This is a genomic window from Floridaenema aerugineum BLCC-F46 (genome assembly GCF_041929345.1).
Lineage (GTDB): Bacteria > Cyanobacteriota > Cyanobacteriia > Cyanobacteriales > Aerosakkonemataceae > Floridanema > Floridanema aerugineum.
In genome coordinates, this window is the sequence record NZ_JBHFNQ010000062.1 from 1 (window position 1) to 24,916 (window position 24,916).

18 protein-coding genes and 1 pseudogene are annotated in these 24,916 nt (G+C 38.5%); 8 read left to right on the forward strand and 11 right to left on the reverse strand.

Going from position 1 to position 24,916, the window contains the following annotated elements:
- Nucleotides 1-130: 130 nt before the first annotated feature.
- From ACE1CC_RS36725 to ACE1CC_RS07505, 3 genes and pseudogenes are all read left to right on the forward strand, one after another.
- A pseudogene (locus ACE1CC_RS36725) lies at nt 131-272 on the forward strand (RNA-guided endonuclease TnpB family protein); the annotation flags it as partial.
- 34 nt (nt 273-306) lie between these two features.
- Nucleotides 307-981 carry a carbonic anhydrase gene (locus ACE1CC_RS07500; RefSeq protein WP_413269847.1) on the forward strand — a complete coding sequence of 225 codons (675 nt, stop codon included), beginning with the start codon at nt 307-309 and terminating at the stop codon, nt 979-981.
- Nucleotides 982-1,060: 79 nt separating this feature from the next.
- Complete coding sequence (locus tag ACE1CC_RS07505) at nt 1,061-2,341, forward strand: proton extrusion protein PcxA (RefSeq protein ID WP_413269848.1); 1,281 nt, start codon at nt 1,061-1,063, stop codon at nt 2,339-2,341.
- 109 nt (nt 2,342-2,450) lie between these two features.
- On the opposite strand, the gene ACE1CC_RS07510 is transcribed toward ACE1CC_RS07505, so the two are convergent.
- Together ACE1CC_RS07510 and ACE1CC_RS07515 are read right to left on the reverse strand one after the other, a co-directional pair.
- Nucleotides 2,451-3,695, reverse strand: a complete 1,245-nt coding sequence (locus tag ACE1CC_RS07510) for a sensor histidine kinase (protein WP_413269849.1) — start codon at nt 3,693-3,695, stop codon at nt 2,451-2,453.
- A 42-nt stretch (nt 3,696-3,737) separates the two neighbouring features.
- Nucleotides 3,738-4,412: a response regulator transcription factor gene (locus ACE1CC_RS07515; protein ID WP_413269850.1), complete on the reverse strand. Its 675-nt coding sequence runs from the start codon at nt 4,410-4,412 to the stop codon at nt 3,738-3,740.
- Between the two features lie 271 nt (nt 4,413-4,683).
- On the opposite strand from ACE1CC_RS07515, the gene ACE1CC_RS07520 reads away from it, so the two are divergent.
- Entirely contained in the window at nt 4,684-5,415 is a 732-nt protein-coding gene (locus ACE1CC_RS07520; RefSeq protein ID WP_413269851.1) for a carbonic anhydrase, read from the forward strand.
- Between the two features lie 40 nt (nt 5,416-5,455).
- Here ACE1CC_RS07520 and ACE1CC_RS07525 read toward each other — a convergent pair whose 3' ends face one another.
- Nucleotides 5,456-6,235 carry an MOSC domain-containing protein gene (locus ACE1CC_RS07525; RefSeq protein ID WP_413269852.1) on the reverse strand — a complete coding sequence of 260 codons (780 nt, stop codon included), beginning with the start codon at nt 6,233-6,235 and terminating at the stop codon, nt 5,456-5,458.
- 219 nt (nt 6,236-6,454) lie between these two features.
- On the opposite strand from ACE1CC_RS07525, the gene ACE1CC_RS07530 reads away from it, so the two are divergent.
- Nucleotides 6,455-8,095 (forward strand): adenylate/guanylate cyclase domain-containing protein, encoded by a 1,641-nt coding sequence (locus ACE1CC_RS07530; protein ID WP_413269853.1) that lies wholly within the window; start codon nt 6,455-6,457, stop codon nt 8,093-8,095.
- A 24-nt stretch (nt 8,096-8,119) separates the two neighbouring features.
- Here ACE1CC_RS07530 and ACE1CC_RS07535 read toward each other — a convergent pair whose 3' ends face one another.
- Nucleotides 8,120-10,486: a PAS domain-containing protein gene (locus ACE1CC_RS07535; RefSeq protein WP_413269854.1), complete on the reverse strand. Its 2,367-nt coding sequence runs from the start codon at nt 10,484-10,486 to the stop codon at nt 8,120-8,122.
- A 466-nt stretch (nt 10,487-10,952) separates the two neighbouring features.
- On the opposite strand from ACE1CC_RS07535, the gene ACE1CC_RS07540 reads away from it, so the two are divergent.
- From ACE1CC_RS07540 to psbM, 3 genes are all read left to right on the forward strand, one after another.
- Nucleotides 10,953-12,695 carry a TolC family protein gene (locus tag ACE1CC_RS07540; RefSeq protein WP_413269855.1) on the forward strand — a complete coding sequence of 581 codons (1,743 nt, stop codon included), beginning with the start codon at nt 10,953-10,955 and terminating at the stop codon, nt 12,693-12,695.
- A 346-nt stretch (nt 12,696-13,041) separates the two neighbouring features.
- Nucleotides 13,042-13,338, forward strand: coding sequence for a 2Fe-2S iron-sulfur cluster-binding protein (locus tag ACE1CC_RS07545; RefSeq protein ID WP_413269856.1), 297 nt, complete (start codon nt 13,042-13,044; stop codon nt 13,336-13,338).
- 60 nt (nt 13,339-13,398) lie between these two features.
- Entirely contained in the window at nt 13,399-13,515 is a 117-nt protein-coding gene (gene psbM, locus ACE1CC_RS07550) for a photosystem II reaction center protein PsbM (RefSeq protein WP_413269857.1), read from the forward strand.
- 190 nt (nt 13,516-13,705) lie between these two features.
- Here the strand turns inward: psbM and ACE1CC_RS07555 are convergent, their stop codons facing one another.
- From ACE1CC_RS07555 to ACE1CC_RS07585, 7 genes are all read right to left on the reverse strand, one after another.
- On the reverse strand, nt 13,706-14,536 hold the full coding sequence (locus tag ACE1CC_RS07555) for a universal stress protein (RefSeq protein ID WP_413269902.1): 831 nt from the start codon (nt 14,534-14,536) through the stop codon (nt 13,706-13,708).
- 217 nt (nt 14,537-14,753) lie between these two features.
- Nucleotides 14,754-18,482 carry a CHAT domain-containing protein gene (locus tag ACE1CC_RS07560; RefSeq protein ID WP_413269858.1) on the reverse strand — a complete coding sequence of 1,243 codons (3,729 nt, stop codon included), beginning with the start codon at nt 18,480-18,482 and terminating at the stop codon, nt 14,754-14,756.
- Between the two features lie 151 nt (nt 18,483-18,633).
- Nucleotides 18,634-19,404, reverse strand: coding sequence for a MinD/ParA family ATP-binding protein (locus tag ACE1CC_RS07565; protein ID WP_413269859.1), 771 nt, complete (start codon nt 19,402-19,404; stop codon nt 18,634-18,636).
- A 198-nt stretch (nt 19,405-19,602) separates the two neighbouring features.
- Nucleotides 19,603-19,890 carry a hypothetical protein gene (locus ACE1CC_RS07570; protein WP_413269860.1) on the reverse strand — a complete coding sequence of 96 codons (288 nt, stop codon included), beginning with the start codon at nt 19,888-19,890 and terminating at the stop codon, nt 19,603-19,605.
- Entirely contained in the window at nt 19,872-20,702 is an 831-nt protein-coding gene (locus ACE1CC_RS07575; protein WP_413269861.1) for a MinD/ParA family ATP-binding protein, read from the reverse strand. The genes ACE1CC_RS07570 and ACE1CC_RS07575 overlap by 19 nt, the downstream gene beginning before the upstream one ends.
- A 22-nt stretch (nt 20,703-20,724) precedes the next feature.
- Entirely contained in the window at nt 20,725-22,326 is a 1,602-nt protein-coding gene (locus ACE1CC_RS07580; RefSeq protein WP_413269862.1) for a peptidoglycan-binding protein, read from the reverse strand.
- A gap of 84 nt (nt 22,327-22,410) precedes the next feature.
- Nucleotides 22,411-24,651 (reverse strand): heavy metal translocating P-type ATPase, encoded by a 2,241-nt coding sequence (locus ACE1CC_RS07585; protein WP_413269863.1) that lies wholly within the window; start codon nt 24,649-24,651, stop codon nt 22,411-22,413.
- Nucleotides 24,652-24,916: the final 265 nt, after the last annotated feature.

Consider the following 24,916-nt stretch of genomic DNA (forward strand, 5'->3'; position numbering starts at 1 on the left):
GGTTAACGATATGCTGGTAATGACGTTTGTGTGACAAACACTATTTCACTGAGGAGCCGTATGATGCGAAAAGTATCAAGTACGGTTTTGGAGAGCAACGGCTCTCGTGAGAGAGTCGTTGACTTTAATTATTAGGGAAGAAGGGTTAAGAATACTGTCAAGAAATACTGTGGGACACACAGAATTTCAAGCTTGTGGAGAGGGCATAAGACTCGTTAGCACGCTTTGCTAAAAAGCGGCGCTCGGTGAAACAAGAATCTCCCAGAGAATAGCTTAACGGGAGAGTGTCAATGAGGGAATTTACCAATGCCAATGAACCGAATTATCAAAGGTCTGAATGAGTTCCATAACAACTATTTCAACTCTCACCGGGAAATGTTTGAACAACTATCTCACGGTCAAGCCCCAGAGATACTGTTTATTACTTGTTCAGACTCTAGAATTGACCCAAATTTGCTGACTCAAACCCAGCCTGGTGAACTGTTTATCATTCGGAATGTTGGTAATATTATTCCTGCCTTTGGAACACTAAATTGCGGCGAAGGTGCTGGCATAGAATATGCTGTTTACGCTTTGGGTATCAAGAATATTATTATCTGCGGTCATTCTCATTGCGGAGCGATGAAAGGTCTTTTACAAGTGGGTAGTTTGGCTGAAGAAATGCCTTTAGTTTATGACTGGTTAAAGCATCATGCCGAGGCTACCCGTCGTCTTGTTCTAGACAATTACAAAGATTATAAAGGTGAAAAGTTGCTAAGGTTAACTATTGAACAAAATATTTTAACCCAAATAGAAAACCTGGAAACTTACCCCTTAATTCGCGCTAGACTTCACAGCGGTCAACTCAATCTTCACGCCTGGTTTTATGAGATTGAAGCTGGAGAAATCCTCGCTTACAACGCTAGTCAAGGTGAATTTATCCCGTTGGAAAAAGGGCTATTTCCTGTACCCGACCCTCTCGCCGCCATGCGTTCTAGTTAATTAACAATCATTCCTGATATTATGCCCAGTTAATTTGCTGGACATAATGTTAAAACGTTAAATATGTTAAGTATCGGCAATGAAAAATTCTTTTTATTCCAAGAGAACGGAGCCTTTGCATAAAAAACTTAATCATCACTTATTGTCTGCTCATCAATGGTTTCAGAAAACTCCTGAAAGAGCTTTAGAGGAAGCATACCAAGCAGCCTTGATCATTAAATCTCTTGAAGAAGAGTACTTTAATGGCGAGAGAATTTGTACTGATTCTACCGATTATAGTGAAAATGTTTTGTCTTACTTAGAAACTGATTTGGGCAAGAATTTAAGTAAGGTAAGAATGCGATTGGCCGAATTTAAAGTCAGCCGCTATTTTCTGAATGTTTCTAATCCGCTTTTACTAGAGAAAGTGAAATTAATTGATAGCATCATCGAAAAATACTCATATCCTAGTAATAATTCATTAGCTTTAGTGCCGATCGCTAATTCAGTAAAACTCGACTCTTACAAAAAAAATCAATCCGTCTCCTCTATGAATATGGAAGATTTAACAACTGAAACTGTTTCAGATAAAACCGGAGCCTTACCCAGGTCAATTGGCAGAACAATTAATAAAATCAAAAGTGAATTAGACCCAAAGGCTGAGGAAGAAGTTATTAAAAAGTTTCGCAATTCTCGGAATAAAACTAGAATTTCCGTAAGATTTCTGGTAATTTTAATTACTGTTCCTTTGCTTGTCCAAATAACAGCGAAACATTTCTTAGTCACTCCTTTAGTTAATAATTTTGTCAGCCAAAACGAAGCTCAAATCTTTCTCAATTCGGAAATGAAAGAAGAAGCTCTCCGAGAGTTACAAAGTTTTGAAGAAGAGTTAAAGTTTAACAACTTAATTAATCCGACAAATCCATTATCGGCTGAAGTAATGGAAGAGCAGGTCAAACATAAGGCTAATGAAATTGCCGAAGAGTTTCGCGGCAAAAGTCGTGATGCTGTGGCTAATGTTTTTGCTGATATTATAGCGCTTTTTGCTTTTGCTTTAGTTATTGTGACCCACAAACAAGACATAGTTGTTCTTAAGTCTTTTATGGATGAAATTATTTATGGTTTGAGCGACAGTGCTAAGGCTTTTATCATTATTTTGTTTACAGATATCTTTGTCGGGTTTCACTCGCCTCATGGTTGGGAAGTACTACTGGAAAGTTTCGCAGGTCATTTGGGTATTGCGGCGAATAAAAGTGCAATTTCTCTATTTATTGCTACAGTACCAGTAATCTTAGATACGATTTTTAAATATTGGATATTCCGTTATCTCAGTCGAATATCTCCTTCCGCAGTTGCTACTTTAAGAAATATGAATGAGTAGTAAGTAGGTACATATAAATAAAGTGAAAATTAAGGGCAGGATGCCCACCCCATCCTCATATAACTATTATCACTTTATTTATTTACACCTACTTAATATCGTTTTTAGTTTAAGAATTGTTAGCAGGTAGACAAACAATGAAACAACTACCAATTCCTAGTTGACTGGTGAGAGTAATTTCACCGTCGTGCTTTTGGGCGATCGCTTGGGCTATTGATAATCCTAAACCACAACCTCCTTTCCAATAGGAACGAGATTGATCCGCCCGCCAAAATCTTTCAAACACCTGTTTTAAATGTTCCGGTGCAATTCCTACACCTGTATCGCGAACTTTTACTTCTATATAAGTACCAAAATGACTGGCTTTGATGGTAATTTTACCTCCTTCAGGAGTGTAATGTATGGCATTTTGCAGTAAATTAGTAAACAAGCGAATCAGCTGAACTGAATCACCTAAAACGTATAAATTATCAGCTAATTTTCCTAACAAATCAATTTGTTTAGCAGCTGCTTGTGGCTGATAAAGTTCAATTAAATTATTTAAAATAGCTGTTAAGTCCAGACGATCCCAATCATGACTATTGACATTATCAGTTCGGGCTAAAAACAGTAAGTCTTCTGTTAAGCGAGACATTTGATCGGTAGCATTAGCGATCGCTTGGAACTTTTCTGCATCTGTCGATCGCATTCCTTCCGGGTATTTCAACGCCACCGCTGCATTACTTTTAATTGCCATTAATGGACTTCGCAATTCGTGAGACGCATCAGCAGTAAACTGTTTTAAGCGTTGAAAGCTTTGTTCAATTGGTTGCATCGCTTGACGAGTTAAAAACACTCCCCCAACACCGCTTAAAACCAAAGCCATCACAATTCCCCCACCTAAACCAAAATCCAATTTCTGAATAGTTTCATTTAATTCTTTTAGGCTTTGACTCGCCCTAATATATCCAATTAGCTGACCATTATTACTACTAATAATCCGTAAAGTTACTCCTTCAATGGCAATCTTATCAGTTTGAAATTGTACTTTTTGCTCTGGATGTACAGGAATTGGTAAATTTAACACGACTTGTCCCTGTTGAGCAATCAATTTACCTTGAGGATTGAACCATTGTAAAGCTTGATTATGAAAAGCTAAATCTCTAAGAAAATATTCGTTTTCAAACTTTTTATTGCCTTGATAAAACTGTCCGTTAGCCGCTACTCCTTCAGCTAAAGCAATCAGTTTTTCTGTCTGCTGTTTAGCTAAGCTGCGAACAAAAACCACTCTTACAGCTAGGGCAGATATTATCAGTATTGATGCTAATACAAACAGGTAAGAACACAACAAGCGATCGCGGATTTTATTAAACATTCTCTAATTTCTCATTTCCTTAAACAAAATTATTAATTTGTTTCATTTGTTAGAGAGGCGGTAGCCAACACCGTACACAGTGGTAATTAAATCTTCCTTACTTCCAGCTTCTTTGAGTTTCCGACGCAAATTGGTAATGTGAGTTTTGATAGTATCTGACTGCGATGACTTATCAAACTCCCAGAGTTTATCTAGTAATGCTGAACGAGTAAAAACTTGCTCTGGGTTTCTCAAAAAGCATTTAAGGATCATATATTCTTTAGGCGTTAACAACAAAACTTTACCAGCATAAGTTACTTTATGACTACTAGGGTCAAGTTGTAAATCACCATAAATTAAAATAGGTTGTTGAGTTTGCCGACTTCTTCGTGATAAAGCTCTAATTCTCGCTGATACTTCCTCTAACTCAAAAGGTTTAACTAAATAATCATCAGCACCCGCATCAAGACCCATAACTTTATCTTGTGTAGTATCTCGCGCTGTTAACATCAAAATTAACGCATTTAATTGTGTATCTCGTAACCGTTTACATAAAGTGATACCATCCATTTTTGGTAACATTAAATCTAATAAAATTACATCGTATTCTGCTGAAATTGCATATTCCCAACCTTGCAAACCATCAGCAGCTAAATCCACAACGTAATGCTGATGTCTTAAATCTTCAGCTAATGGTTTGGCAATTCGTTCATCATCTTCAACGATCAAGATTCTCATACTGACATTGGATTAGACTATTAATCAATAAAGCCAAATTTACTACAAAAATAAGCCCTAAATTCCGTCGAGTAGTTCTGTTTTAAATGTGCTTCTTGGTAGTCAATCATAATCACTAGCTGGTTTGTTACCATATATAAAAATGTAATAAAATTTAATTATAATTTATTTTTCTTAAAAAAGAAGATTATTTTTTATTGTTGTTCTCATAGTTTAATAAAATAAAAACTTGTCTTCGGCATGAAATAGTGGAGTTTAAGCGAGCATAATTATGGGTCGCATGGATGGTTTTATCGGTCGTCGTAACGTTTTAAAATGGGCGGGAATTGGAAGTGCGGGTTTAGCTGTTAGTACTGCTGGCGGGTTCCTTTGGGGCGCACAGGAAGCAGTGACTCCGCAGTTAGCAGAAGCGCAAGAAAAACCGCAACCAGTCTCTGCGGATGTAGCTTTGCAGCGAATTATTGAAGGAAACAAAAGATTTGTTGAGGACAAGCGGCAAAATTTGCAGTCTAAATTGCGTTTACAAGAAACTGCTGCTGCACAGTATCCTTTTGCTTCCATTCTTACTTGTGCTGATTCCCGACTTCCAGCAGAAATTGTGTTAGATCAGGGACTTGGAGATTTGTTTGTAGTTCGGGTTGCAGGAAATGTTGCCAGTCAAACTGCCATAGGTAGCTTAGAATTTTCTACCGCAGTGTTAGGAACTCAGCTAATAATGGTTGTGGGGCATGAAAGATGTGGTGCAGTAGCAGCAGCAGTCAAAGGCGATCCACTTCCTGGAAGAATGGGGGTTTTTGTTGAAGAGATTAAACCAGCTGTGCGATTGGTAAGAGGAAAAACAGGCGATCCTGTAGACAATGCGGTTGCTGCTAATGTGAAATACCAAGTAGACAATTTGAAGCAAAAATCCACTATTTTGTCTAACCTGATTACAGAAGGTAAGCTAAAAATTGTGGGTGGTCGTTATGATTTGGATACTGGAGAATTAACAATTGTTGCTTAATAACGAATAAATTCGTTACAACAAACTGGAGATTAAGAGATTACAACTGTTTGATTTCATCTCCTAATCGTAAAATTTTTCCTGCTTCAGAAGCAGGAATTTTTGTATTAAGACTCAAGCGATAAAAGTGATTAAATCGAGATGAATTTACCCAATTTGGTAAAGTTTCTCGGCGTTTTTCGCTGAAAAGTTTTTGGAAGTTAGGATAACTTTCGCCTGTTAATGAGTTACGAGTCGGAACAATACAACGTTGACAAGGGTTAATTCCCTCAAATATCACTTCGCCAATTTGAAATTTTACGACTTCCCCCTCATTGCCAAAAAGTCGATCTTCCCAAAAGGGAGGAACACCATTTATCTCCAGGTTTGTACGGAGACGTTGGCGCATTTCGGTTACAGAAATTCCCGGAAACCAAGAGGCGACGGTTTCTAGAGTAGCGGTGCTAATTACAGTTGGGCCAGAGGCAATGTTATCATCTGGAAAACCAGTAGTTGAGTTTTTCACTAATGTGACGGCAAAACCAAAATATTGACTTAACCAGGATTCTAGCTGGGAGCGATCGCTCTCGATATCAAATTCCTGTTTTTCTGATGTTCCCTGAATCTCTAAACAAATAGTCTGTATGCTGCTATTCCAAGACGATCGCAATAAATGCACTAAAGCATTGCGTTTACCATTGACAAACCGACCTTGTGTATCTACGATAGCGAATTCTCGGTCTTGGCATAAAGCACCGCTGGGTAACACTTTTGCTTGGTTAACAGCTATTCCATCTAAGGATTTTACTGGATAAAGGGAAATACTAGCGAGATATGGCATCTAAGTGGATTCTTTAACCTTGGTTAACAATTGCTTGATCTGGTTAATCTTAATGTTACAACGGATACGCCTTTTCGTTACAAATCCAGTTATTGAAAGTACCTATTAGGTTAGACTGGAGACATGATAAGGATAGAAAAAAGTTACTTCATCCGTAGATGTGTCAACTTATATCAGGGGCGCTATTAGCAATAATAAATAGCAATAAAGGGTAAAAAAATGGCAGAGCTTAAGCTGTGTGTCTACCTGGAAAATGAAGAAAAGATAATACCAGTAGATCGAGATGAATTTATTATAGGACGTTTACCAGATAACCATTTAAATCTGCCTTATTTTGGAATTTCTCGCTATCATGCGCGAATTTTTAAGCAAGGGGAAGGCAAATGGTTCATTGAAGATACGGGAAGTAAAAATGGTACTTTCTTAAATGAAACAATGTTGACTAGTCCGGCAATTTTAGCACATAATGATTTGATTAAATTAGGGAATATTGATGCTAGAGTTATTTTGGATGATTCTACTTTACCAAAGGTAATAAAATTCGATCAACCTGAATTGGATGAGGGAATGACTATTGTTCGCAATGTGAATGATTTGAAAGAACAATGGATACAAGCGGATAATTTAGCTGATAAAGTTAAACGACAAGAAACCTCGATCGCCCGCTTAAAAGACTTAGTTGATATCGCGCAAAATTTAAACTCAGCCGAATCGATCGAAGAGATATTCTTAGCAGTTAAAAAAGTTGTTTTCCGTTACATTGAAAGTATGGAACGGTTAGGTTTGTTAATTGTTGATAATGAAACAGGGGACTTAAAACTATTTAATGGAGCAGTTAAAGAAGTTTACTATTCTCAGCCCTTACCTAATGATGCAAGTTGGATTAGTCGCAGTATATGCCAAACAGTATATGTGCAAAAGATAGCAATTCAAACTTCTAATGCCCAACTCGATGAAAGGTTCGGTAATGAAATTAGTATAATCACTAAAGATATTCACAGTGTAATGGCTGTTCCTTTATGGGATGAAACTAAAGTTGTTGGGGTTTTATATGCTGATGGACATATTCCCATTAGCGAATCAATTCAGCAAAAAGATGAAGATTTGAGTTTTTTTTCTACCTTAGCTAACTTAGTAGCTTCTAGTGTACAAAGATGGTTACTAACCCGGCAATTAAGGAATGAAGAAAAAATTCGTCATCGCTTAGAGAGATACCATTCTCCAGCAGTAGTACAACAAATGATGAAAGCGGGTAATTTATCAGACACTCGCTTAACTCCCAAAGAAAGCGAAATTAGTATTATGTTTGCTGATATCGTCGGTTTTACAGCACTTTCAGAAAAGTTAACTCCGGCAAAAATTTCCGAATTACTCAATGCTTTTTTTGAGGAAATGTTGCAAGAAGTGTTTGCGGAAGGTGGAACTTTAGATAAATTTATTGGCGATTGTATTATGGCATTTTTTGGCGCACCAGAACCGCAACAAGATCACGCGGAAAGAGCTTTTAGAGCCGCGAAAGGAATGTTAGATCGGTTAGCAAAAATCAATACAAATAAAGTGTTATTTCATCCTTTAGAATTACGAATTGCTATTAATAGCGGGAAAGCTGTTGTGGGAGATGTGGGTAGTACATTGCGGGTAGATTATACGGTTTTAGGTTCGACGATTAATTTAGCTTCGCGGATGGAATCAATCTGTCCTCCTGGTAAATTAATAGTCAGTGAAACAACATATAAAATGTTGCAACCTTCTCAACGTTTAGAGTTAGAAGAAATGGGGGAATATCGCTTTAAAGGTATCGATCAACCTATACCAATTTATCTGATAACTAAAAATTTATTGGCTACTAAACGCCAATAAAAGTTACAAAATTTTGGGGATAAATTAATTTTCACAGAAATTAGCATGGTTGTTTTCGCTAAAAGCTACGCGATCGCGCCCTTGTTGTTTAGCAGAATAAAGTGCTCGATCCGCAGCATTAATTAATTCTTGCGGCGATAATTGAGCATCTGGAATCACACAAGTAACTCCCAAGCTAACTGTCAAATGATTACTTACTAAAGATTGACTATGGGGAATCTTTAAATTATGAATTGTTTGGCGAATAAGTTCCGCTAAATAAGTTGCGCCTGACAAATCAGTGTAAGGAAGTATCACCGCAAATTCTTCACCACCGTAGCGAGCAAATAAATCAGCTGGGCGGCGGAAAATGTCACTAATAACTATTGCTACTTGGCGTAAACAATCATCTCCTGCTAAATGACCGTAAGTATCGTTATAAAGCTTAAAAAAATCAATATCAAACAAAATTAAAGATAATGGTGCTTTTTCTCTTCTCAGACGCAACCATTCGTTGTTAAGATATTCATCAAATCGACGGCGATTAGCTATTTGAGTTAAACCATCAATAGTTGCTAATTTTTTTAACTCCTCATTCGCTGTTTGTACTTGGTGATAAAGTTCTGATTGATAAATTGCCATTGCTAATTGATCGGCTATTTCTCTAGCTATTTCTATCTCTGATTCTTGCCAAGAATATTGTTGAGGTTTTAAAAGGCTCAGGCTACCCCAAGTCACTGAGTTAAAGTGTAATGGAATCAGTAACCAAGCGCCTGGAAAAATCTGAGATAAATTTTGATTAATCTCATCTTGACAAAGGCTAGTATCATTTAGCTGGACAATTTTTAATTTTTTGAGTTGTGAAGAAATCGGATTGTCTCGATCGGGAATTTTCTGCCCCATCAAGCTATTTCTCTGATTGTTTTGGCGATATTCTGCTACTGTTAACCAAACTTCTGGCTCTGGTAAATACTGAACAATAGCCACTTGCTCAACTTCTAAAAGTTCACCAATATCTGTAACAGCAGAGTCAAAAATAGTTGGTAAATCCAAGGAGTTGCGAATTATTTGAATGACTCGGTTTAGAGCTTCTTCTCTCTGCGCTTGCGATTGTAGTAATACTTCTAGCTGTTTACGTTGAGTAATATCTTGAACTGTACCAAATAGTTTAACTACTCGTCCTTGACTATTGAAAACTGCTTCTCCTCTAGCTTGATTGTAGATAACTGCACCATCTTTACGAACAGCTTTAAAATCAATTTCAAAAGATTTTCCCTCGCTAATTGCTCGGCTAATTGCCTGTAGTAATCTTTCTCGATCTTCAGGAAAACAAACTTGCAAAACTTCTTGGTAATCATATTCTTTGCGGTCGCAAAAAAAGCCAAAAATGCGGAATAACTCTGACGAACCAACAATTTTTCTAGTAATTATATCTAATTCCCAATTGCCGATCCGAGCAACTCTTTGAGCCGCCGCAAGTTTGGCTTCACTTTGTCGCAAAGCTTCTTCTGCTTGTTTACGAACAGTGATATCTTCACAAACAATTACTGTATATAAAAGGGAACCATCTTTATTTTTAATTAAAGATACTGACAAGCGTCCCCAAACAACTGCTTTATCCTTGCGGATATAACGTTTATCAATTACATAGCTATTTATTTCTCCTGCTAATAACGACTTGTGTAATTCCCGATCTATGGCTAGATCTTCGGGATGGGTAAATTCCGTAAAGTGCATCCCAATTAGTTCTTCTTGGGTATAGCCAAGAAACTGACAATCTGCTTCGTTAGCTAACATGGTATATCCGTCAGCATTAACTAATGCCATGCCTACCGGAACATTGTCAAAAACCGAACGAAACTTTTGTTCACTCTGCCGCAATCTTTCTTCTATTTCTTTGCGATCGCTAATATCAACCATCGAGCCAACCATACGGATAGCATGACCATTAGCATCTCGCACTGCTTTACCTTGACTGAGAAACCAACCATAACTACCATCTGCCTTTTTTAATCGCATTTCGCACTTATATGGCTGGTTAAATTCTAAATGTTGTTGGATTGCTTGGTTGACTCTTATCTGATCTTCTTCGTGAATTAATTGATAAAATAAGTCTAAAGTCGGATGACAACTTCCCGGCATTAAACCAAGTAAAATCAACAATTTATCCGACCAAAATAAAGTATTATTTTTGATATCCCAATCCCAAATTCCCTCATTAGTAGCCTCCAGTATTAACTGGAATATTTCATAATTTTGGGATAAATCTGTTTCAGGTTGCAGATTTTTTTGTAAGATCATTTTTTTCCGAAGCGGTTTTTGTATTTGATTAATTAAACGATTTTTGCGCCAAATTAGCACAGAAAAAGCAACTAATGCCAGCAAGGTTTCTGGAAAATAATTAAACTTCACTAAAATCGCCTTTTTTTTGCTATTATAACATTAATCTCCTAACCATAAATAAAGCAATTGTTCTAAATATGGGATACTCATTTATTATAATGGCTGATAAAACTATGTTATATTGCTCAGTGCTATACACAATTGAATAAGTGTATAGTTTATTAAACAAGAGCTAACAAAAAAATCAGAAAATCGGAACATAACCTAGACGATTCCGTAAAATTGGCATTTTCCTGGTTACATTCATTAGAGAAATACCATTGTTGCCCGAAAGCAGAAAGGCTTTTATATTTGATCAGGAAACAGTTAGCTGCTCACCGGGGTACTCTTGGATCACGATGACGCTACCTGTTGCTGACCAAGGGAGTGTTTGCCAAGTCCAGTTCTCAACTAGTATGCTGCTGTAGTTGTTTGCACAAAGCAGCAGACTCTTCAAAAGCGTATGTTAAAGCTTCATTATCTTGTGGTTGTGAGTGTGAGTGCCATAGTATGTGCTGGTATGCCCCGCATAGCTAACGCTAAAAGCGGTGTAGCCAGTCCTGAGTCCAGCAGTGAAGCAATGAAAAGTAACCAAAGTTTACCTGCTGTGGTTCAAAAGAGTGATTTATTACTTAGTAATCAAAGGCACAAAGAGGAACAAAGAAAAGCCGATCGCGAACTGCCGTTACTGGAATCCGCGACAGGGCGATCTGGCAGGCAAAGCGATCGCAATATCAAGGCTTTAACGTCAAATCATCAAGTGACAAAAAACCGCAGATCCCTATCTCCAACCAATAACTTGATGGCACAAAATCTACCAGTTAAGCGACCACCGGGCGCTGTTCCCATTCCCAACTATCTGACCCCCAATCCTAACCCATTACAGTTTCCCACCAGACCAGAAGAGGTAAACATAGAACTAACTCAACCTCTGACCTTAGAACAAGCAATAGAACTAGCAGAACGGAACAATCGCCCCCTGCAAGTAGCCCGACTACAAGCGGAACAGGCCCAAGCCCAGCTACGAGAAGCCAGAGCAGCCTTGTATCCCACAGTAGATTTAAACGCAGATGTGCAAGGGGGACGAAGCGCTGAAAACGAGTTTGGCTTTGAACGAGATCAAAGGAGAAGAGAAAGGGAAATAGATGCGGCACGAGAAGCGGCACGACAACGAGGCGAAACATTCGTCGAGCCACCTGAGCAGCTATCTGAGCCTGGAGCACTAAGTTTAAGCGGCACAATACAAGCTCAGTATAGCCTTGTAGATGGAGGGCGGCGTAACGCTCAAATTCGGGCAGCCCAAGAAAGACTTCGCAGCGCCCAGTTAGCAGTTGAAGCCTTAAGCGAACAAACACGCTTGGACGTTTCCAATGCTTACTACGACTTGCAACTGGCAGATGAACAGGTAAGAATTGCCGAATCTGCTGTCCGTAATGCTCAACAAAGTTTACGAGATGCTATAGCATTGGAACAAGCCGGATTAGGCACCAGATTCGATACCCTGCGGGCACAAGTGCAGTTAGCCAACCAAAACCAACTTTTAGTTACTAACCGCGCTCAACAGCAAGTCAACCGTCGCCAGTTAGCGCAAATTTTGAGTTTACCCCAATCAATTAATATTGTCGCTGCTGACCCTGTAGAAATTGCTGGACTATGGAATTTAACTTTAGAAGAAAGTATTGTTAGAGCATTTCAAAACCGTGCTGAACTGGAACAGCAGTTAGCGCAACGGAATGTTGCTGAACAGCAACGGCGTGTTGCCTTAGCCACTCGCAGACCGCAAGTAAGTTTAGTTGCCAACTACAATCTGCTAGATCGGTTTAATGATGGTTTCGGTTTGGCAGATGGTTATACAGTGGGGGCAAGACTGAATTGGAATTTGTTTGATGGCGGCGCAGCTAGGGCAAGGGCAGCGCAAGAGGAAGCTAATATTGAAATCGCAGAAACTCAATTTGCCGATCGGCGGAATCTAATTCGTTTCCAAGTTGAACAAGCCTTTTACAATTTAAACGCTAACTTCCAGAACATTCAAACTGCTAGACTCGCCGTAACCCAAGCCGCAGAAGCTTTACGTTTAGCACGGTTGCGTTTTCAAGCTGGAGTGGGTACGCAAACGGAAGTAATTGACGCAGAAAACGACCTGACAGAAGCGCAAGGAAACTTAGTTAGAGCAGTAATTGACTACAATCGATCGCTAGCCACCCTCACCAGATCTGTAAGTAACATCCCACTTCCCTAGAGGGGATGGGGAGATGGGGGGATGGGGAGATGGGGGGATGGGGGGATGGGGAAGTTTTTTAACTCAAAACTCTCTCCAGGGCGGGTGCGAGTAAAAAGCTTTTTCACTCACAGACAATCTCTCTTGCAAAACCCGCCCCTACAAACTCAAAACTCTCCCCTAACCGAACCCACCTCCCCACCTCCCTAACCCCTAACCCCTTCCCAGTCCCCAGTCCCCAGTCCCCAGTCCCCAGTCCCCAATATTTAAAGTTTGTAATAGTTCTTAAGAAAAAGTAAAATAAGACAGTCAACGCTAATCGACGGGTTTGTTCAAGGCGAAGATCCGGTTAATCAAGGGGTAAGTAATGGCTAACATTAAATTTGTTAAAGAAAATAGTGAAGTGGTTGCAGCCGATGGGGCGAATTTAAGAGAGAAAATGCTGCAAAATGGCATAGATTTGTATAAATTCACGGGTAAATTAATGAATTGCGGTGGTTACGGTCAATGTGGCACCTGCATTGTCGAAATTGCCTCTGGAATGGAAAACCTTTCTCCCCGCACGGAAGTAGAAAATCGGAAGTTGAAGAAGAAACCGGAAAATTATCGGCTGGCTTGTCAAACTTTGGTTAATGGGCCAGTCAGCGTAATTAGCAAACCATAAGTACTTGGCGTGATATCCTAGTTTTGTCAAAAGATTGCTGTGAACAGAGGTTGGGATTTTATGGAAGTTAACGATCTAGGGTTTGTCGCCAGTATTCTATTTGTGTTGGTTCCTACCGTTTTTCTCTTAATTCTGTACATTCAAACCAACACTCGTGGTACCGATAAGAACGTTTAACCAATAGACCTTTTACAAAATTGTTTTTAGTTGTCTGTTGGCTGAAAGAATAATCAAGAAGAGAAAATTCAAGAAGGGAAAAGGGAAAAGGGAAAAGGTTAAAGGGTAAAGGGGAAAGGAAGGAATCTAAATTTCCTCTTTCCCTTTTTCCACTTAATCCCTTTTCCTTTGATACAACTGTATTGAGTGATTAACCAACAACACGGGCTAACAGAACTGGACAAGGGGCATAAACTCTTACGTAGTCAGATAGGGAACTACCTAACAAGCGGTCTAAGTCTGGGAATGCTTTGGCGATCGACGGACGGCGATCGGGAGAACCTAGCAATAGTAAGTCTACATTATTCTCTTGAGCCAGATTACAGATTTGTTCTCCAGCTTTACCAACAGCACTCACAGACTTGGTGTTAATACCCAATTTCTTGGCTTCAGCAGTGGCGCTATCTAACACTGACGCAACAGCGGGGGGAGTCTCTTGACCTTTGGCGTTAACGTGAGCCAAAATCAATTGACCGCCTTTGATGTCGCGCAGGAGGAACAAAGCCAGCTTTAAGCATTGTTTGGCAGCGTCCGAAGCATCCAAAGCGACCATTATTTTGTTAAGTTTCTTGACGTAAATATCGTCCTTAACCAATAACATGGGACGGTTGGACAGTTGGAAAACGTATTGACTGACAGAGTTTTCCAAAATTGACTCTAGGCGCTTTAAGCCACGAGAACCCATAATAATTAAATCTGCCCCCATTTCGTCAGCGACTTCGCAAACAATGGTTTTCGGATCGCCTTGTCGCAGCATGGCGTTGACGTGGTTTGGGTCTAATTGTAAAGTTTGAATCGCAGTGGCAAGAAACTTACCTCCTTCTTCCCACTTAGCTGTCATCTCATCGGCATTGACTTGCGGGGGTACAACGTGCAACACGGTGACTGAAGCAGGTTTAATGGCGGGTATTTCCATCAAAGCTTTTAGCATTTCTTCAGTGTGACCTGTTCCAGAATCAGCCAGCAATATTTTTTCTATCATGTGTTTGTCTTTGATAGTAATTAAACTGAAGGGTAAAGTCGTTTCAATCATTCACGATAGAACGATTAGCGACTTATCTCGCAAGTCTTTTACAAGCTGTTACAAAACGCGATCGGGATTTATGGATTTACATGATGAACAGGATTATTCTAGAAATCTTGTTCATCCATAAATTTTGTAAATCCTGGTCAAAGTTTCTTCCCTTCTGGCTTCTTCATTACAAACTGTTGCCAATTAAAACGAAAGGTGCCCAGTAGTAAGGGTGAGATAAGTTTGATTTTACTGGTTGGGCGGCAGTGATGCCTCGTTGGGTTAAGTTAGTTCCTGAGTCATTGCTTTGTAAAAATTTGAGTTGGGCTTGACGGAGGGCGGCGGCTTTAGTTATTTGTGTGTCGTTGGCATTATTTGCTAGGTTACTGTAAAAGTTTTGCATTAATTGACTAGTGCTACCATCATTCACTTGCCATAATGAAGCCATGACGGATTTTGCACCACCATTGAGAAAATAATAACTTAGTCCAGAAATTTCTATTCCTTCGGCGTTTGGCCCTCCAAGGGCAGTTTCACAGGCGGAAAGTACTACTAAATGAATGTAGCTTAATCCTGGCAATTTTTTAATGTCAGGAATAGTTAGTTTACTGCCATTTCCTAATAGAAGATAGGAAGCATCTGGACTTCCGGGGACAAATTTTCCATGTGTGGCAATGTGCAAAATATTTCGTCCTGCTAAGTTATCTCGTAAGGCTTTAAAGTCAAAAGTTTGATTGATAAATTCTAATCCTGGATAGATTCCTTTGGGATCTTCTGGTTTTTGGCGGACTATAACATCTAATTCATCTGGTACGAATGGTAAAGCATTAAATTCGGCAACTGCATTGGATAATCCTAATGCTAAGATTGATGCTTTTTCGGTGCCGGGAGGTAGGCGATCGCGCATATCTGTCAAGTCAGCTGATAATACTGTAGAGACATTGTAGTTTTCAATTAAATATTTTTGTCCGTCATACAATGCACTCATCGGGATGTAGCGGGTGACGCGATCGAGTGAGAAAATTAAGTTTTTAACTTTACTAGTTTTTAATTCGGTTTCTAAAGGTTTAATTAACCCGTCATAGAGTTTTTTCCCGGTAGCTTGCACTTCGCTAATTGAAGAATTAGGTTGTTGTAATAACAGGCGAAATTTAACTACTGTTTCGCCTAATTCCCGACGATTTACTGGTACTTCTACTGTTTTAACTACGCCTCCGGGAGATGCTAATAACAGCCAAATTTTATCTTCTAAAACTAAGGGATAAATTAGCACGGTTGCAGGTTGTGCTTCGACAATTTCTTGAGTTTTACTAATTTTAGTAGGGTCAAAAAATGCGTCATCTTGGGCGCGTCTTTGTCTAATTTCTTTTTCAATTGCTTGGACTTTTTGATTAAATTGCCCAATTAAAACATCGCGTAGATCGAGTAATTGACTTAATTGATTGCATTGATTTAGCTGACATTGATATAGCTTTTGTCCAAATTGAATTAAGCTGCCATTTTCTTGTAAAATTTTGGCTTCTGTTTGGTTAAAAGCTAGTTCTGGGTTGTTACCTCCCGATCGCGTATATTCGCGCAATTCTTCGGTTTTTAATAGTTCTAAAACCTGTTGTGCTTCTAAAATTCGTCCTTGGGAAAGCAACAAATCTGCTAATTCGCGATAGATATCGGCGGTTTTTACGCGATCGATACTTTGAACTGCTTGCAAAAATGACTTTTGTAAGGCTACAGGTAAACCGCTAATTTTTCCTCTGATTTGTTCAATTTCATTGATTGCTTGTTTATAATAAGTAATGGCGGTAATTGGTAAGTTTAGGTCACGATAAACACGGGCGATTCCGGCGAGGATGCTATAATCGCTATCGATGGAAATGGCTTGTTGGTATAGTGCGATCGCTTCAGTTTTTCTCCCTAATTTACTATTCATTCCTCCTAACAAATTTAAAGCAATAGATGCCAGAGTATTATCTTTTTGTTCTTTGGCTTTAGCGAGACTCTGTTGGAAAAACTCAATGGCTTTTTGGTGATTTTCTAAACTCGCATAACCAAGACCTGAAACTAGCAAGGAATAAGCTTCAAGTTGGGGATTCTTTAGAGTACGAGAAACTGTTAAAGCTTGCTGAGAAAAATCAACTGTTTTTTGATAATTACCTTCGCCAAAATATCCAACACTTAGCATAACTAACAAAGCAGATTCTATAACGGGGTTGTCAGTTCCTTTGGCAAGAGTTAAACCTTTTTGGGCCAATTCTATAACTTTTTGATATTCACCTAATTCCGCATAAACACTCAATAAACTAAACAAAGGTAAAATTTGCGCTTGGGGATTTTTGATTCCTTGGCTAAGTTTTAAACTTAGTTCACCAAACTCCAAAGTTTTTTGATAATCTTCGAGTTGATTGTAAATATTGGCTAAATAAATCAAGGATAATAATTCAAATGGCGGCTCTTTTATTTCCTGCGACAATTGGAAAGCTTGCTGGACAAACTCTAAAGATTTCCGATATTCTTCCGGTGTATTTGCTAATTGGTAATAAGTTTGACCGATGACTAATAAAGCATAAGTTTCTCGTGATTTGTCTTTAATTTCTTTAGCAAGGGTCAAACCTTTTTGGGCGAAGGCGATCGCTTTTTCATATTCTCCCAAATTATTGTAAGTATCGCCTATTTGCGAATTTAAATATGATTCCAAAGAGAGATTTTTATATTTCTGAATGACTGCTAAACTTGCTTCAGTCAATTTTAATGATTTCTGATATGCTTCGGGAGTATTCGCCAATAAATAGGAACTTCTAGCCAAACTAAAAGAAGCAAATATTTCCATTTGGGGATTTTGTAATTCTCGCGCAATTACTAAACCTTCTTGAGCAAATTCAACAGCTTTTTGATGTTCTTCTAGATAATCATAAGCCAGTCCCAAAACTACTAAAGCACGACCTTCAAAATTGCGATTTTTAATTTGTTTAGCTACGGTTAAAGCTGATTGACCAAATTGGGTGGCTTTTTGATAATCTCCTAAGTTCGTATAAGCAAAACCGAGAGTAAATAAAGCTAAAACTTCCATTTGGGGATTTTTTATTTGCTTAATCATGGCTAAACCAGGTTCAGCAAATTCTACAGCTTTCTGATAGTTTTCTAAGCCAAGATAAGCATAACCCAATGTTACTAAAGCCATTGCTTCTAGCTCTGGTTGTTTAACTTCTCTAGCTAAGTTTAAACCTGGTTCGCCAAATTCAATAGCCTTTTTTTGGTTTTCCAAAGAAGCATAAGCATAACCGAGACTCACTAAAGTTAAAGCTTCTAATTGAGGATTTTTTGTGGCTCTAGCGATGGGCAAAACTTGTTCATAATATTCGGCTACTTTTTCTAAGTTACCCAAGGAATCATAAACAATTCCCAAACTGACTAAAGCTTTTAATTCTAACTCTTGGTTTTTGATTTCTTTGGCTATTAACAAAGCTGGTTCCAAATATTCCACAGCTTTGGAATAATTTTCTTGGAGTCGATATAGAGTTCCGATATTTTGTAATGACCTAGCTTCCAAATCACGGTTTTTTATTTCCTTAGCAATGCTCAAACTTTGCTGGTAAATTTCTATTGCTTTGGTGTTATTTCCGGCAGCATTATAAGCATTACCCAAGTTTTTTAGAGTTTCCCCTTCTCCTAGACGATCTTTAATTTCCTGATAAATAGTTAAAGCTTGTTGGAAAGTTTTAATAGCGGCTTCAGCTTGATTATTTTCTAGTTGTTGGAGTCCGGTTTTTCCCAGTGTTTCAGCTTCAATTTTCCGGTCATTTGTCGCAATTTGGGCTAAAGTATTTGTGATTCTGGGTGTTGTTTCGCCCCAGGAAATAGGAGAGAAGGAAAGGAACAGGGTAGTGGTGATTAAACTTAACTGATAAAAACGAGTATTCATTGATTTTATAGTTTTTTTAAGCATCAGCAAATTATGGTTGGGTGCGTCAGAGGGAAAATCCTCAAATATTGATCGATCGCAAAAGTCAGACACACCCAACAAGTTTATTTAAGGCTTTTTGACAAGTAACTTTTCCGCTAATTCAGCTATTTTATTCTGGTTCTTTAATAATTCGCTGAGCTACATTACTGATTACTTGGCTAAAGGGATGATTTGGTTCTTTTAGACAGAATAAATCGCTACTACCAAGCTGGATCATTTCTTCTGCGACAGGGAGAATACCTGCAACGGGAACGCTATAAATTGATTCAATTTTTTCTTTTAAAGCTTTAAAATCTAAACTGGGTAAAGCTTTATTAACCATGAGTAACATTTTTGGTACTTGCAATTTTCGGGCTACTTCTACGGTGACAGCTGTTCCTTGAAAATCTTGGCGATCGGGACGTAAAAGCAGTAGTAAAATATCAGAAATTGTGATTGAAAGTAGGGTTTCTTCGTTTAATCCGGGGTGGGTATCAATAAATAAGTAATCGAGATTTAAAGTATCAATCAGTTCGTTAAATCCTTCATTGAGTAAACCTACATCATATCCTTCACGTAGTACTTTGGTAATTTCGCCCGATCGCAAACTCGAAGGAATCAGAAAAATTTTAGTTGCTGAAGGAACTTTGTCTTTAAAAACTTTACTAACATCATAAGCTGCATCTTGAATAGGACAGTTTCCCCAGAGGTAATCATTAAGCGATCGCGTCATTTTCTCTTCATCAAAACCAAACAAAATATGAATTCCTGGAGATTGAATATCTGTATCAACGATCGCCACTTTTTTACCATAACTAGCAACAATAGCTGCTAAGTTAGCTGTTACATTAGATTTACCAGTTCCACCACGAAAGGAATGTACCGAAATAATTTCTGACATAAAAAACCTCTAATTACTAATCAAAAAACACTATACCAATTATCAGCTACTTTGGGTTAATTAGATTCTGTAGGGTGCGTCAGAACCTTAACTTTAGCCCTGTTTGCCGAAAATTATTGGCTCTGACGCACCCTACAGACTAAAAAATGAGTAATCAATCAAAAAATATACCAATTATCAGTTATTTTGAGTGAATTTCTATTCCAAAGCTTGCCAAATTTTTCCCGGAAGTTTGCGTTTTGCTGGTTTAGAAACTAGGCGAAAATGATAAATTGGATTATCTTCTGTACCAGTTTTTTGCAAGAAACCTTGAGCCACAAGAATTTCTAGCTTAGGATAAGTAAGTTCTTCTGTTTCTCCTATATTAGCAGCGACATCAGTGAGAGTAAATTCTTTTTTTTGAGAGCGGATCATCCAATTAACAATTTGCCTGAGATGATCGGGCAGACTTAAGACATCCGCCATGTTTATTCCCAGATTTTCCATTCTAAACCTTCTTTGCGTAATTGTTGCAATAGCTCCTCAGTCATTTGTTTTGGCTGGGAACTTAAGCGGAGAATTTCTAATGCGATCGCCTTAATTCCCAGAATAGCCGAATGCTCAGGATAATGCCAAGAAAAAAACTTTCCTTGTGCCATTAATCCGATGTCCTCACTAAAGGGAATCATCCCAATTACAGGCGCTTGATAAGTTGTCTCTAATTGCTGTTTTAGATGAAGAAAATCGACATTCTCCGGGATTTGATTAACTACTAAATTAATTTGGGGAACCTCCAACTTCCGAGCCAAATCTACCGTGACAGCTGTTCCCTGAAAATCTTCATTTTCAGCACATAAAACCAGCAACAAAGTCTCGCTATTTGCCAAAAATAAAAGCGATTCTTCGGTGAAACCTGCCGGGGAATCAATTAAAAGAAAATCTAGTTGTAAGTTACGAATAATGCTTTGAAAGCCATCACTTAAACACTTTATCTCGTCATCTTCATAAATCCATTGAGCAATTTCTCCTGGTAAAAATTTAGTTGGAATAATGTAAAGTCTACCTCTATTTCCGATTAAATCAGTAATATTATGAGCCATTTCAGCAAATTGTTGATGATTGTCAATGTGTTCCGCAAAAATTCGGTGAATCTCGTTTTTTTGCAAACCAAAAAACTGGTAAATTCCTGGTGATTCGATATCTGCATCTAGGATACCTACTCGCAATCGCTGAAGAGTAAGTTGTACTGCTAGATTAGCCGTCAAGGTGGATTTGCCAGTTCCAGGGCGAAATGAGTGAATAGAGACAATTTTGCTCATAGTTTATTTAAATTGTTTTCCTTTATGACTCCTGAGATTTAGAATTTTTTCGCCGCATTTGTTTGGCTTTTTTCTGCAACTCTTGAAAGTAATCTGTTTCCGTAATTTCAGCTACTTGACGCTCTTTTTTCGCCTGATCGATTTCAATTTGTAATTCTACTAATTGCTGTTTCAATTTTTGCTCACGCGCTTTGACTTCTTCAGCCATTTTGCTAAAAACTCGCACCAAATTACCGATATCATCCTCGCTTTTAGAAACTTGGTTTAATGGCTCTAAATCGTAATTTCCCTTTTCTAATTCTGTCGCTGTTTTTGTGAGAACACCAATGGGTTTAACCATACTTTTTGCTAGCAGTAAAGCCCCCAGCGCCGCCCCACTTGTCACCACAATTCCTGCTAAATAAGTTTTCCAGCGTAAATTGTATAAATGATCGAGCAACTGTTGTTTTGGTTCAATCACTCCCACCGTCCATTGTTGGTATGGGTTTTTCATGGTAGTAGAACTAACGATTTTTTTGCCGTTTTCTTTGGAGTCAGAAAATTCCCCTTGATGTGGTTTTTGAGGACTCTTGATGATTTGTGCTAGTTCATTGAATCCTAAATCTTGTTTGAGTTTTTCAGGAGGATAACCGCGATCGGCTGACACCCTTTTTAGAGCTTCTGGAGATAAAGGCTCAAGACTTTTGTAGAGGAAAGATTTATTAGGATATGCAATTACAATTCCTTCACGATCGACTAGAAAAGCAACATGTTCTTTGCCAACATTCAGCGAGTTTACAATCTTCCATATTGCGTTAGCTTTCATTTCCAAGACGGCTACGCCCAAAATTTCGCTGTTGTTTTCTGTTCCGATTAATTCTTTCCAGGTATGAGCATCAACTCTCCCTGTGATAGCAAGATTGTGTGATTTTTGAAATTCTCTGACTACCGCAGCAGTGTTAGCATCATACACATTATTAACTGATTTGATTGCAAATCCTCTTTTTTGTAACTGCTCCTCTAATTGCCTAACTTTTTTCCCTGTGTCACCTTCTTTAATTGTCTCTACTTTCCGAATTGGGCTAGAGAAATATAACCCTGGTTCACCACCCGTTAAACCAGTTAAAATTGTAGAAATATATAATTCACCTGCTATTGCTTTTTGAAAATATTGCCGGATTTGGCAATTAGTGTTTTGCCATTTTATATGTTTTTTTGTCGGGGGAATTGCTATTATTTCCCCTTTTTTATTCAACAGATAAACTGTCTCAAAATCATCACTAGGACTAGAGACGCGGAAGTTCTCCAGCATTTGATTTATTTGTGGCAACCGAGATTTTTGTTCTTCGGGGGTAGCTAAGAGAAAGTCTACGATCTCACTATCTCCGCTCAATTGTTTGACAACAAGCTGATTATCAATAAGTAATTGATCGAGGCGATCGGCTAAACCTTGAGCTAATAAACTGAGATTATCATACTCTCTCTTAGTTGTATTTTTTTCGTTTTCCCGAAAGTTGTAAGTAGTTATAAGTGCGATCGGTAAAACCGCTGCTACTACTAAAGCTGTGGAAATTTTCGCAGTAATTGACCAGCGTTTCGGATTCAGTATTTTAGGAAAATGTTTGATTTCTGAGAGCTTTTTCATAGTAATTATGGATTATGGACTAGGAACTAGGGACTAGGAAAAAGGGAATTTTTGATTGTCCTTTTTCCTATCTATGATTGTTACTTAAATAGGCAGGTTGCTGAGAATTTTTTTCCCTCTTTTCCGCCAACCTACGCCTAACATTCCTTCATCAGATCTGCCAGCAGATGTGTCAATTTCTGGGTCTTTTCTTTCCTCATCAAACAGCGGACGCAGACCATTTAATTCCGCAAGAATGGTAGAACCGTTGCTAATAATAACCGCGATTACTGGGTTTAAACTAAACAAAACTCCTGCCAAAACAACGGATATATTGGGAATAGCAACTAAGGCGATATTTTGGTTTACTATTTCCATTGTCCGTTTCGCTAGATTAATAGCATGATTCAAACTGCGTAAATCGTTATCAAGTAACACTATATCAGCTGTCGATCGGGCAACATCGCTACATCCAGTTAGGGTAATTGAGACATCAGCATAACCCAAAGCAGCAGCATCATTGAGTCCTTCACCAACAAAGGCAATTACTTTACCTTGTTCGTGTAATTGTTGCAGGATTTCGATTTTTCTTTCGGGAGTTGCTGAGGCATAAACTCTGCCCATACTCATACCTAATTTATAGGCTACTGCACTGGCGACTTGATGGCGATCGCCTGTGAGCATATAAGTATTTATCCCTGCTTTTTCCAAAATTTTAATGACTGTGGCGCTTTCTTTTCTGACTGGGTTACTGTAGATAATATATCCCAACAATTTGCCATTTTTTGCCACATAAACTAAGGAACGATTGCGAATTACTCCTTCTTGATTTTGCAATTTTTCTACATCTATTTCCACTCCTGCTTCTTGCAGAAATAAAGCTTTCCCGACTAAGATTTCTTGTTGGTTAATTTTGGCTTTTACACCCATTCCTACTTGATAATCCCAGCTTTCGCAAGCTTCTAATTTAATGTTTTTGGTTGTCACATATCCGCTAATCGCTTCCGCGAAGGGATGATGTAAAAATTGTTCAGCAGAAGCAGCTAAACTTAATATTTTTTCTGCATTTACTTCAGGAGCAAGAATTTCGATTCCGACAATTTCTCCTTTTACTTCGGTTAAAGTTCCGGTTTTGTCAAAGACAATTGTATCGACTTTAGCTAACATTTCTAAGGCGCGTCCGTTGCGGATATACACGCCAGTTTTAGCAGCATATTGGAGGGCGGATAAAATAGCGGTGGGGACAGAAAGACCAATACCTACGCCAAAGTCTAATTGTAGCGGTGCGATCGCTCGATGTACATCCCCCGTAAAGGCAAAAATTCCCGCCCCTAAACACATTGCAGGTAACACCGCTTGATTGGAAATTTCTTCTGCATAATCAGCAATTCGGCTATCATAAACAGGTGCATTTTCTATTAATTGAAATGCCTGTCCTGCTTTAGTATTCTTGCCAACTTTTTCGGCTAAAATAAATAACTGACCTCTCACTAACAAGGTGCTAGCATAAACAATTTGACCGACTTCACAGGAGATTAATTGCGATTCCCCAGTCAGGACTTGTTGATCTAACAATGCTGTTCCTTGGATCGCCTTACCATCAACCGGAATTCGATCGCCTGCGCTGACAATTATGCAATCACCTACTTGTAAATCGGACAAAGCAACTTCGGTTTTGTTACCATCTCTTTCTACCCAATATAAGCGCGAAACATCCACAAATTCTAAGTGCGATCGATGACTTTCTGAAGCAGTCATTTCCCGCAAAGTTTCGCTAGATTCATTCATTAAAATTGACAATGCTGGTGCAGTTAATTCCCCTTGCAAAGTGTGCAGAGTTACCCACATTGATTCCAACACATTAACAGTTAAATGACGTTCTTCTGTCAGGGAATGGATTGCTTTTTGATACAGAGGAACAGCACTCAGCAAAATCACACCTCCCACTACAAATGCTGGGATAGTTAACTCAAATAATGGCGTTGCTAATAGCGCCAAAACCAAACTTAGTACAGGTAAACCCAACTTTTCTAAATAGTTGATTTCGCTCCGACTTTCTAAGGGTAGATTTGTAATTTGTTTTTTTGTTGCTTGGGTAATTAGTTTAAGGCGCTGTTCATCTCGAATTAAACTAATAATTTGCTCTAGAATTAAGGAATCTTTTAGTTGATTTTTGTCGTAGATAACAATCAGCGATTTAGCTAGGGGATTGACGCGAACGTTGGTAACAAATGCGATCGACTCAACTGAGCATTTCAGGTTATTAGCATATTCTGAATCACTTGCTAGTCGGGATACCAGAATGCGTAAACGTCCCGCGATGCTGTGAATCACTTGATAATCCATTGTTTCGATCTCGTTTTTCTCTGCGATGTTGACTCGGTGAGGACTTCTGCAAACACCCATTTGTGAGATTACTTAAGTCCAATTAATCTAAGTTTAAGTATAAGCTGTGATGAAAATAACACAGTTTAAATAATTGTTAATTATGATATAAGAAGTAAAAGCAAGTATCAGGAGAGCATTACAGGAAGCAAAAGCAGGACAACGCCTACCCCTTTCGCAAATGTGGTCAGGAATAGATGTCGAATGAAACACCTTTAGTTAAAGT

Excerpts from the sequence above, each read along its gene's own strand:
- ACE1CC_RS07500 (WP_413269847.1), top strand. The coding sequence starts at position 307 with ATGCCAATGAACCGAATTATCAAAGGTCTGAATGAGTTCCATAACAAC.
- ACE1CC_RS07505 (WP_413269848.1), top strand. The coding sequence starts at position 1,061 with ATGAAAAATTCTTTTTATTCCAAGAGAACGGAGCCTTTGCATAAAAAA.
- ACE1CC_RS07510 (WP_413269849.1), bottom strand. The coding sequence starts at position 3,695 with ATGTTTAATAAAATCCGCGATCGCTTGTTGTGTTCTTACCTGTTTGTA.
- ACE1CC_RS07515 (WP_413269850.1), bottom strand. The coding sequence starts at position 4,412 with ATGAGAATCTTGATCGTTGAAGATGATGAACGAATTGCCAAACCATTA.
- ACE1CC_RS07520 (WP_413269851.1), top strand. The coding sequence starts at position 4,684 with ATGGGTCGCATGGATGGTTTTATCGGTCGTCGTAACGTTTTAAAATGG.
- ACE1CC_RS07525 (WP_413269852.1), bottom strand. The coding sequence starts at position 6,235 with ATGCCATATCTCGCTAGTATTTCCCTTTATCCAGTAAAATCCTTAGAT.
- ACE1CC_RS07530 (WP_413269853.1), top strand. The coding sequence starts at position 6,455 with ATGGCAGAGCTTAAGCTGTGTGTCTACCTGGAAAATGAAGAAAAGATA.
- ACE1CC_RS07545 (WP_413269856.1), top strand. The coding sequence starts at position 13,042 with ATGGCTAACATTAAATTTGTTAAAGAAAATAGTGAAGTGGTTGCAGCC.
- psbM (WP_413269857.1), top strand. The coding sequence starts at position 13,399 with ATGGAAGTTAACGATCTAGGGTTTGTCGCCAGTATTCTATTTGTGTTG.
- ACE1CC_RS07555 (WP_413269902.1), bottom strand. The coding sequence starts at position 14,536 with ATGATAGAAAAAATATTGCTGGCTGATTCTGGAACAGGTCACACTGAA.
- ACE1CC_RS07560 (WP_413269858.1), bottom strand. The coding sequence starts at position 18,482 with ATGAATACTCGTTTTTATCAGTTAAGTTTAATCACCACTACCCTGTTC.
- ACE1CC_RS07565 (WP_413269859.1), bottom strand. The coding sequence starts at position 19,404 with ATGTCAGAAATTATTTCGGTACATTCCTTTCGTGGTGGAACTGGTAAA.
- ACE1CC_RS07570 (WP_413269860.1), bottom strand. The coding sequence starts at position 19,890 with ATGGAAAATCTGGGAATAAACATGGCGGATGTCTTAAGTCTGCCCGAT.
- ACE1CC_RS07575 (WP_413269861.1), bottom strand. The coding sequence starts at position 20,702 with ATGAGCAAAATTGTCTCTATTCACTCATTTCGCCCTGGAACTGGCAAA.
- ACE1CC_RS07580 (WP_413269862.1), bottom strand. The coding sequence starts at position 22,326 with ATGAAAAAGCTCTCAGAAATCAAACATTTTCCTAAAATACTGAATCCG.
- ACE1CC_RS07585 (WP_413269863.1), bottom strand. The coding sequence starts at position 24,651 with ATGGATTATCAAGTGATTCACAGCATCGCGGGACGTTTACGCATTCTG.